Origin of the sequence: Proteocatella sphenisci DSM 23131 (assembly GCF_000423525.1) — a bacterium.
Classification (GTDB): domain Bacteria; phylum Bacillota; class Clostridia; order Peptostreptococcales; family Filifactoraceae; genus Proteocatella; species Proteocatella sphenisci.
This window is the reverse complement of record NZ_AUID01000002.1, coordinates 126,342-136,251: the sequence shown is the minus strand read 5'-3', so window position 1 is coordinate 136,251 and position 9,910 is coordinate 126,342. Positions and strand designations below refer to the sequence as shown.

At 37.9% G+C, this 9,910-nt stretch carries 9 protein-coding genes; 6 read left to right on the top strand and 3 right to left on the bottom strand.

Going from position 1 to position 9,910, the window contains the following annotated elements:
- Positions 1–35 precede the first annotated feature (35 nt).
- From G558_RS0101630 to G558_RS0101620, 3 genes are read left to right on the top strand one after another with little or no spacing between them, the layout of a single operon-like run.
- On the top strand, positions 36–725 hold the full coding sequence (locus tag G558_RS0101630; protein ID WP_028828608.1) for a hypothetical protein: 690 nt from the start codon (positions 36–38) through the stop codon (positions 723–725).
- Entirely contained in the window at positions 709–1,017 is a 309-nt protein-coding gene (locus G558_RS0101625) for a prepilin-type N-terminal cleavage/methylation domain-containing protein (RefSeq protein ID WP_028828607.1), read from the top strand. Before G558_RS0101630 ends, G558_RS0101625 begins: the two co-directional genes overlap by 17 nt.
- Positions 1,018–1,032: 15 nt before the next feature.
- The gene (locus tag G558_RS0101620) at positions 1,033–1,572 is read left to right on the top strand and encodes a type IV pilus modification PilV family protein (protein WP_028828606.1); all 540 of its coding nucleotides are present in this window, start codon (positions 1,033–1,035) and stop codon (positions 1,570–1,572) included.
- Positions 1,573–1,663: 91 nt separating this feature from the next.
- Here the strand turns inward: G558_RS0101620 and G558_RS0101615 are convergent, their stop codons facing one another.
- The 3 genes from G558_RS0101615 to G558_RS0101605 are packed head-to-tail and all read right to left on the bottom strand — an operon-like array spanning position 1,664 to position 6,558.
- Positions 1,664–3,820: a copper amine oxidase N-terminal domain-containing protein gene (locus G558_RS0101615; protein ID WP_028828605.1), complete on the bottom strand. Its 2,157-nt coding sequence runs from the start codon at positions 3,818–3,820 to the stop codon at positions 1,664–1,666.
- 22 nt (positions 3,821–3,842) lie between these two features.
- On the bottom strand, positions 3,843–5,441 hold the full coding sequence (locus G558_RS0101610) for a DUF4127 family protein (protein ID WP_028828604.1): 1,599 nt from the start codon (positions 5,439–5,441) through the stop codon (positions 3,843–3,845).
- Positions 5,442–5,457: 16 nt separating this feature from the next.
- On the bottom strand, positions 5,458–6,558 hold the full coding sequence (locus G558_RS0101605) for a LacI family DNA-binding transcriptional regulator (protein ID WP_169337704.1): 1,101 nt from the start codon (positions 6,556–6,558) through the stop codon (positions 5,458–5,460).
- A 298-nt stretch (positions 6,559–6,856) separates the two neighbouring features.
- Between G558_RS0101605 and G558_RS0101600 the strand changes: the two genes are divergently transcribed.
- From G558_RS0101600 to meaB, 3 genes are read left to right on the top strand one after another with little or no spacing between them, the layout of a single operon-like run.
- Positions 6,857–8,536 carry an acyl-CoA mutase large subunit family protein gene (locus G558_RS0101600; protein WP_028828602.1) on the top strand — a complete coding sequence of 560 codons (1,680 nt, stop codon included), beginning with the start codon at positions 6,857–6,859 and terminating at the stop codon, positions 8,534–8,536.
- Positions 8,537–8,561: 25 nt separating this feature from the next.
- Positions 8,562–8,966, top strand: coding sequence for a cobalamin B12-binding domain-containing protein (locus tag G558_RS0101595; protein WP_028828601.1), 405 nt, complete (start codon positions 8,562–8,564; stop codon positions 8,964–8,966).
- A 10-nt stretch (positions 8,967–8,976) separates the two neighbouring features.
- The gene (gene meaB, locus G558_RS0101590) at positions 8,977–9,891 is read left to right on the top strand and encodes a methylmalonyl Co-A mutase-associated GTPase MeaB (protein WP_028828600.1); all 915 of its coding nucleotides are present in this window, start codon (positions 8,977–8,979) and stop codon (positions 9,889–9,891) included.
- The last annotated feature ends 19 nt before the right edge of the window (positions 9,892–9,910 follow it).

The window sequence follows — 9,910 nt, the reverse complement described above, 5'->3', positions numbered from 1 at the left end:
TAAAATCAAAAAAATATTAAAGAAAGGCGGCGGATATGCAAAAAAACGTCATAAATAAAACTCTGAAATCAGATTCGGGGGCTTCAATAATATTCGTTCTTTGCACCTTGCTATTTGTAATGACCATAGGCGTGTCTGTGCTGGTAGCATCTTCAGCCGCCGCCGGTGCATCTACTGACAGCCAAACTCTTGCAAAGGCTGACCTGTATTCAGACTCTCTAATAAAAACAGTGACTTCGGCTATTAAGGGTGATTTGGGTAAAAAGATAGTAATTAGCACGGCTAACGGAGGTTTTACGGGTGAAAACCCTGCTCATCCTACGGACTTTGATCCTTTAGAATGGAATGAGCCTAAGGAAATTACTATTGCAGGACTGCCTCAGACTTCGACGTACACCGTGACGGCAAAAATTCTGCCTACAGCAGAGAGTAAATCTCTGGTATCTAGCTTTAGTTTTACGCCAGAGATACCGGAAATACCAGAAATTGCAGGTACTGAAGAAAGTGCACAAGTGCCAGGAGCTCTCAGAGTGCCGTCTGTTCTCCAAATGAATATAGAGGCGGTAGTTCGCACAAATGTTGAGTATGGCAACAAGCGCATTAGTGTTAATTCTACCTACGTCTGTGAAAACATAGAGATTTATGACAGGGCCGAAATTATCGATATCAATAACCAAGACGAATTCGGAGAATGGAGGCTGGTTAAAATTGAAAAAACTAAATAACAACAGAGGCGAAACTTTGATAGAGGGGATTGTTAGTCTTTTGATGCTGGCTGTATTGCTGGCTGGAGCCTACGCAATGATAACCAGTTCTCTTAATATTATAAGCACCTCCTATGAGGCGGATAATGCTTTTCGGACTCAGATTAATAAGGTAATTGAAGGCGACTACGTAAAGGGTAAAGACAGTAAGATTAGTTTTAAGATAGATGAAATTATTCCAGAAAGCGAAAAAGTGGAGATTGAATACAATGTATATAATGAAAATGGAATTGTGGCATTTAAACCTAACTAATTAACAGGAGAGCTTATGCGAATAAAAAAATTAGCACAAGATAACAAAGGAATATCGCTTGTTGAAATAATGGTTGGTATGCTCATTTTTTCCATAATTTCAATAACTGTAATTGTAATTATGTTTCCTACGCTTAATAGTATCAACAAAACCAAGGATCTATCTGAGATGGGAATGTTTGCTGACAATATTTCTGCAGAGATTATTAATGACATAAAAATGGCGAACAGCATCGAGGTTACTAAGGTAAGTGGTTCTGGCGACACATTGACGCTTGTAAATCAAGAACACAGTATAGTATATGAAACTGTAGATGAAAAAATCAAGCGAAATTATGATGGCCAAAAGGACGAAGGCGGCACAAAAATCTTTAATGATCTCGTGTCTTCAAAATACTATGAAAACAAGGGCGTGGAAGTTTCTTATGAGGCGATTATAAAAACGGTGAAAAGTGAAACTGTTACAGTCGGTTGTAAGGTGAAACTTAAAATTTTAAATAAGGAAAAGGAAACTGCGATAACTAGGGAGTACTCAGTATTGTCGCTAGTTATATAAGGCTACTGAAAAACCAAAAGAGTCAGGTGCATTTAAATTCGCACCTGACTCTTTTGCTATATATTTTTATTTCAAAATTAATTTTTATTTTTTATGCTTTCCACTGGGCCTGCGGTACGAATCCAATTATTACTGGAGCCGAAGATCCATTAGGGAGCATGTAGCGCATTGTGGATGTCTGTCCGGCCTGTATTTTGCCAACATAGGCGGCAGAGGTCATGTAATAAGAGTTGACGTATCTTGGGTTTCCATCTATCCAACCGACAATACCCTTAAAAGGGCCTCCTCGCGAGTTTAAAAATACCAGGGTATCTTCCTCAGGTGTCATGCTTACTCTGTATTCTACACCGTAATTTCCTCTGTTTATAACAGACTCGTTAGTGATTCCATCATTTCCTGTTATCCATTCTGATTCTTTTCCGCCAAGCACTATAGAAGTTGCTATGTTTGCGGGTACATCCACAGCTAGATTTCTGTGAGTTATATCAAATGTACCTCTTGGGTGCTGGTCTCTTGGAAGATAAGTCAAAAGGTCGAGATGATTCATTCCTGTACCAGGGCCAATGCTGTAAATTGTTATTTTAACTTTTCCTGTTGTCTTGTATTCGCTGAGCATAGATACAAGATGATCTGGCTTCCAGTTTATTACGCCTCTTGAGTCATATACTGCAGCTTTTTCTCCTGGTTTTATGTCATATGCACCATAAGTGTTATTTTGGGAGAAATGCGCTTCAAGTACTTTGGTACCTACTGCAAGTGGATCGGTAGAAGGCCCTTTCATTCCAGTTTTTTCAAGGCTGAATGTTACAGGAACCTGATCTGTATTTTCAACTGTAATCAGTATTCCCGCTCCTGAATTACGAGGAGATGGCATTTTATTTACGTGGTAAAGGAGTATTCTTCCATCTAAATCAGTGGATTCCTGGTATAGAATTCCGTAATCGTAGACGTTTTCGGGAGAATCACTCATGATAAGAGTTCCTGCAATATCTATATATTTAACATCTGACATAGTTTGGAACACTTTGTTATAATCATTGTTGTTATAATTTTCAAGCTCTGAATTTACTGGGTCAGATGTAGAAATATATTCAAACTGGGTCTGAACAATTTTGTCTGAAACTGTCAGCATTTTTTCGTAGGCTTCACTAACATTTCCATAAGCATCGGTTAATTTGAGTGTTACAACGTAATCGCCCGTAGTGAATATTCTCGATGGTTTTTCTTTTTTTGCCTGTGAAGGGCCTTGAGTTTGATGTCTGTAGGACCATTCTTCTTTTGCAATTGACTCCCATTTTTCATTGGAATAATCAAAAGTAAGGTTAAAGCTCTCGCCACGGCCTGGAGCAGCTGTCGAAACGCTAACTGAATTAATTACAGGGGGCTCATTTTTCTCAATTACAAGAGTTTTAGATACCCAATTACTCCAGTCAAGCTGAGAATCCTGAACACGATATTTAACTTCATATTCTCCAGCGGGTGCTTTTGCAAGTAGTACATTTATATCGGCTGATTTTTTTACAGAATCAAGGCTTGTCATCCACTCATGTGCAACGATAGCATCTTTGTCGGGATCTGAGCTTTTATCTGTATATTCTATTTTTTGACCTGCTATATAGGTTGAATTTGCAAATTCAAAATCAGCTATTGGAAGATTGTTGATCCTAAGTGATTTTTTTATAGCGACTTCTTTTTTTGCAGGGTCATAGCTTATACTCATGTCAAAGTTATCTACAAAAAATCTAAGAGGAAGAAGTGTGGAACCGTTTTTCACTATGGGTGCACCGTCAAGAAGAACTTTTTCTCCATTCACAAAGGCTTCTTTTTTTCCAATTGTAAGCGATACGGTCTTGCCATCTTTAATTATTTTGACTGTTTTGCTAGCACTGTCAAATGCTGGATTGACCTCAAGCAGATTCTCAGATAGGAATCTTAGAGGAAGGAAGGTCCTGCCATCAATAGATTCTGCCGGAGTATCTAACTTTATTTTCTTACCATCTACATATGCGCTGTCACTGCTAAGTATCAGTTTTACGACTTTATATTTCATTACACCATCTGTTGGAAGTGGAGTTTCTGGAACTGGTTCCACGATTGGCGGCGTTTCTTCTGTTTCGGGATCTGTATTAAGCTCTGTGATTATTTCATCTTTTGGAACATTAAATAAAGCGTCTTCTGCATAAGCGAAGGATGTTGATGTAAATAATAAGATTGAAATCATTATGGATATTACTTTAGCTTTTTTCATTTCTATTCCTTTCAAAATCAATTTATTTTGAGAATACTGTGCTGACAAGTACTTCAAATGTTCTGTGCCATGGATATGTGAAAGTTGAGTTTACAAAATTATACTTTGTTTCTACTGTTCTTTCTCCAAGGTGTATATAATTAGATCCTCGAAATATTTGATTAAGTTCAAAAACATACTTAAAGGCGTATTCGTTGAGGAGTTGCTCTGCTTCATATTTTCTATCTGAATAAAGATCTCCGTTTGCCATTCTCATGTCACGGGCAGTAAATATGGTTCTCATGTTATTTACCATTGTCCCCTGATATATTATATCCTCTGCAAGCCTTACATATTTGAACTTCATAAGTGAATCTAAGGATTCTGTTACAGTGGATGGCTCAAGTTTGTCGTAGTTGAGCTTTAGATATTCGGTTGCAATATATTGAGACAGAACGGTTCCTATTGTGTTTGCAGCTGTATTCCAGCCGGAATATGCATCTATAGTGCTGAGCGAATCCTTCTTAAAAAGAAGATCTTTGAGATTGGCATCTCCCCTGTTAGTATATGAAACGTCGGCAACTGCTATATAACCACTTTTGACATCAGGAATTAGCGCGGCAACCTGTTCAGGATGAAGCGGGTCATTATGAACTATAAGGGTGTCTTTTGCCTCTGGGTTTACTGTTATTCCTAGTACTGAAAGCTTTTCCTTAACAATTTCATTAAGTGGAGCGGATTCATATGGAAGGTAAGTATTCACAAGAGAGGGGTTTGTATATACCAGATTTATCTCGTGCGGCGTAGGATTTTCCAATGCGCATATCATCATGGTAAGCTCATCGGCGCCTTTTTGCACTATGACATTTTTATGAGATCCTGACAAAAGACTTCTATAGATTATGTTTGAAGGTGCAAATTGTTCACCGTCATCTTGACCTATATAGTAGTTTTTGATTATATCTTTTTCTGCCATTTCAGAGATGGCAGTTGTCAGATCGGCGTGATAAGTATAAAGGTCTCTGTATCTTTGAGCTATTTCTGCAGGCACATCAGAGGGAAACGTCGGTTCTGATTTTTGCATAGTGTAGTTTAGGTCGAGTTGTTTTCCCCATGAAGCCAGAGATTTCTGATATTTTTTAAAATACATATCAAACTGGCTTGGAAGAAGCCTTGGCAGTATTGATACAACAGTTACTTTCAGCTCTGGATTATCAAGTACAAATTTTTCGAGTCGACTTACATCATAGCTTATAGAGTCAGAATTAACATAACTCCTTGAAGATATAAGGCCTCCATTAAAAAGCTGATTCGTAAATATTATCATATGATCACTGAGCTTTGCATTTTCTTGCATCCAGGTCCAAAGAGACTCTGAATCTGAAGGCGAAGTATAATTATCGAGCATATCAGATGGGGGAAGCAATATGGCTTGATTCATTATTCCGCCCGTAAGCTGAGGATACTGAGTATTACAGGGCCTTGAATCCAGGGGGACTATAGAAATAACTTGTTTTTTTGTTATAAGTGCATTTTCTTTTGAAGAGATCGCGGTGTTTTTGCCATCAGCAAATACAGACATAGCTGAGGCATTTGTAAAGACCAGCATGGCCATTAATATTGATATGATTTTTTTATTCATTGTCATTACCCTTCTTTTAATCAATTTCGTCCTTGTGATTGTATATATCTTTTATAAATTTAACATTATCTTTAGTAACTATATTTGGAAAAATATAATTATACTGTTCAAAACCTTCGAGATGTTTTGAGATCTGTTTATAAGTAGTCTTTAGGGCATTAAAAACAACTTTTCGCTGATTTTGGTAGATAGAAGCATCTATTACGCCTTCAGCAATAAGGGAATTGATATCATTTGAAAGCTCATGGCCTATTATTACTATATCAGAGCCCTTGCCTCTTTCTTTTACTATTTTGGCAACATGTTCAGTCATGCTGTTAGTTACGTATATTCCGTTAAGCACAGGATTGGTATCTAAAACATGATTTGTAAGTTCTATCATCTCATCTATATAAAGATTTTCATGAGCATCACTGAGCATTCTGGTGTTGAATATTCTCAAAAGTTCAATACTGGGATAATCTTTGTGTATGGCTGAAATAAAGCCTAAGATACGGTTTTCAATGCAGAGGACATCTCTGTGAACACCGACTACAGCAATTTTCCCCTGACCTTTAAGAAAGAGTCCCATAAGGTTGGCAGCCTGAACACCTGCAGATATATCATCAAGTCCCGTATAAGATGAGCGTCTGCTGTTGGGAGCATCACTTACGAATGTGTTTACGATGACACCTTTTTTGACTAGAGCATTTATGGCAGGATCAATTTTATAAGAATTGTATGGTATGGTAACCACAGCTTTTATATCACTGTCCTTAATTTCTTCGAGAATTTTTATCTGTTCATCAATTGCATAGCAGGAGGTTTTGTATATGACGAGCTCCACTCCAAAAAAACAATATGCTTTTTCAAAATCCTTTATGCCCTTTTCGACCTGACTCCAGAAATGAGGCTCGGCATCAGGATATATAACGGCGATTTTAGTGTTGTTCTTCTGTGATACCAGTGCCTGAGCAATGGTACTTGGGCTATAGTTAAGTTCTGCGGCGATACGCTTTATTTTTTCTTCAGTTTTTTTGGAAACTCCTCCACGGTTGTGCATTACTCTGTCTACAGTACCTATAGAAATATTGGCAGCCTGAGCGACATCTTTTATTGTAGATTTTTTATTTTGCATATTTTCACCTTTTCCAATTTTAGTCTGCATCCAAGCTTCATTATATCAGAGAAAGCAAATCAATTAAATACAAGTAACACAAATGTAAAGAATCTTTTATTATACAATGTATTCGTGGTATAATATGAAACGAATAAAGTTGACTTTTATGATATTTGAAGGGCTGAACAAAAAAACTTGCAAAATCGATTTTTCTTGACGGATAAGTTGCAATTTTTAGTATAATTTGATAAAATGTATTGTATATTAGACCTTTGAAAAAGAAGAAATATAATGTCTACTAAATGGAGGAGTTATCATGTTTGAAAAAACAAAGATCGAGGAAGTAAAAGAAGCTACAAAAAAATGGGAAGAAGAAAAAGTGGCAAAATCTATTGCAAGATTTCCTGAAAGAAAAGAAAAGTTTGAATTTACCTCGGGAATAGAGGCAAAGAGAATCTACACTCCGGCTGACATCGAAGATATTGATTATGGTGAAGACCTTGGAATGCCAGGACAGTATCCTTTTACAAGAGGGGTACAAGACACAATGTACAGAGGGAAATTCTGGACAATGAGAATGTATGCAGGATTTTCAACTGCAGAAGAATCAAATAAAAGATATAAATATCTTATAGAAAATGGATCTTCGGGACTTTCTGTAGCATTTGACCTTCCTACTCAGATGGGATATGACTCGAGTGATGAAATATCACAAGGAGAGGTTGGCAAGGTTGGAGTTGCAATTGACTCACTTAAAGACATGGAAATACTCTTTGACGGCATTCCACTTGACAAAGTATCTACTTCAATGACAATAAATGCACCAGCGTCAGTGCTTCTGGCAATGTATATAGCAGTAGCAGAAAAGCAGGGAGTATCTGCAGATAAGCTCAGAGGAACCATACAAAACGACATACTTAAAGAATACGTAGCCAGAGGAACATACATATTCCCAACGGCACCATCAATGAGACTAATAACAAACATATTTGAATACTGCTCCAAAGAAGTACCTTTATGGAATACAATAAGTATATCCGGATATCACATAAGAGAAGCTGGATCTACAGCAGTACAAGAAGTGGCATTTACACTGGCAAACGGTATAGCCTATGTTGAAGCAGCCATAAAAGCAGGACTTGACGTAGATGATTTTGCGCCAAGACTTTCATTCTTTTTTAACGCTCACAACAATCTTTTTGAAGAAGTTTCAAAATACAGAGCGGCAAGAAGGCTTTGGGCAAGAATCATGAAAGATAGATTTGGAGCTAAAAAAGAAAAATCAATGATGTTAAAGTTCCATACTCAGACAGGCGGATCTACTCTTACAGCTCAGCAAGTTGAGAACAACATAGTTAGGGTTGCTATACAGACTATGGCGGCTGTACTTGGGGGAACTCAGTCTCTTCATACAAACTCAAAAGATGAGGCACTTGCGCTCCCAAATGAAGGAGCAGTAAGAACAGCACTTAGGACTCAGCAGATAGTTGCACATGAATCAGGGGTTGCAGACACTATAGACCCACTTGCGGGCTCTTTCTATGTAGAGGCTTTAACTTCACAGATAGAAGAACAGGCCATGGAATTAATAAAGAGAATAGATGATCTTGGTGGATCACCAAGCGCAATTGATAAAGGATTTATGCAGCAAGAGATTATGGATGCGGCATATGAATATCAGAAAAAGGTAGAAAGTGGAGAAGAAGTAGTTGTAGGAGTTAACAAGTTTAATATAGAAGAACCTGCACCAACCGGATTGCTGAGAGTTGACATGAGCGTTGGAGAATTACAAAAAAGTAAAATCGCTGCACTCAAAGAAGAAAGAGACAACCAAAAAGTAACTCAGACACTTGCGGATCTAAAAAAAGCATGTCAGGGAGAAGAAAACCTAATGCCATTTATAGTTGATGCGGTTAAGGCATACGCTACACTTGGAGAGATATCTCAGGTAATGAGAGATATTTTTGGTGAATATAAGCAATCAGTGATGTTATAATATAGATGTGTGGAGGAAACAAAAAATGAGCAGACCAATACGTGTTTTAGTGGCAAAGCCAGGATTAGACGGACATGACAGAGGAGCAAAAGTAATAGCAAGGGCGCTTAGAGATGCAGGAATGGAAGTTATATATACAGGACTGAGACAAACTCCAGAGCAAATTGTAGCAACTGCATTACAAGAAGATGTAGATGTAGTTTCAATGAGCATACTGTCTGGAGCACATGGCTATCTTTTGCCAAAGATAGTTCAACTTATGAAAAACGCTGGCATATATGATGAAACTCTTGTAATAGCAGGAGGCGTTATCCCCCAAGAAGATATTCCAGAGCTCAAAGAAAGTGGGATAGCAGCAGTATTTACACCAGGAACTGCAACAGGAGAAACTATAGAATTTATAACTAAAAATCTTAAAAGAGAATTATAGGAGCAGTAAAATGGATCTTGTAGACAGATTATTAAGTGGAGACAAAGTAGCCTGCAGCAGGATGATCACTCTCGTAGAAAATGAAAAACCTGGACATGCAGAGGCTATGACAGAGCTTTTTCGTCATGGCGGAAAAGCTCATATAATAGGAATTACAGGACCTCCGGGAGCAGGAAAATCCACATTGACAGATAAACTGGCAAAGTATATGCTGGACAAAGGCTACAAAGTTGGAATCATAGCAATCGACCCCACCAGCCCATTTACAAAAGGTGCAATACTTGGAGACAGAATCAGAATGAATGAATTGTCTGTAAATCCTAATGTTTTTATAAGATCTATGGGTACAAGAGGTTCGCTGGGAGGGCTTTCCAAAGCGACCTCAGGTGCCATCACTGTACTTGATGCCTACGGTTGCGACTACATATTTGTAGAAACTGTAGGCGTTGGTCAGTCCGAAGTAGATATAGTAAAAACCGCAGATACTACACTTATGGTCATGGTGCCTGGACTTGGGGATGATATACAAGCTATCAAGGCGGGAGTTATGGAAATAGGAGATGTATTTGTAATAAACAAAGCCGACAAGGACGGAGCAAAAAGGACTTACAGAGAAATTGATTCTATGATTGACTTTAGAAAAGACTGGGAATTCAGGCCTCCGGTTTCAATGGCAGTGGCAGAAACTGGCGAAGGGGTAGAAGACCTTATACAAAATCTCCAGTTACACAGAGAATTTCTTGAAAAAACCGATGCCAAAACAGCCAAAAGACAAGAAAGAATGGTCCTTCTTATAAAAGAGCTTGTTCACAATAAGCTTGAAAAAATCCTTGATAAGGAATTTGAAAAAGGTATTCTACAAGAAGAACTTGAAAATCCTTATGAAAAAGCAGATCAACTCAATAAAAATATATTTGTTAAATAGCCAATGGAGGGCTGAAGGG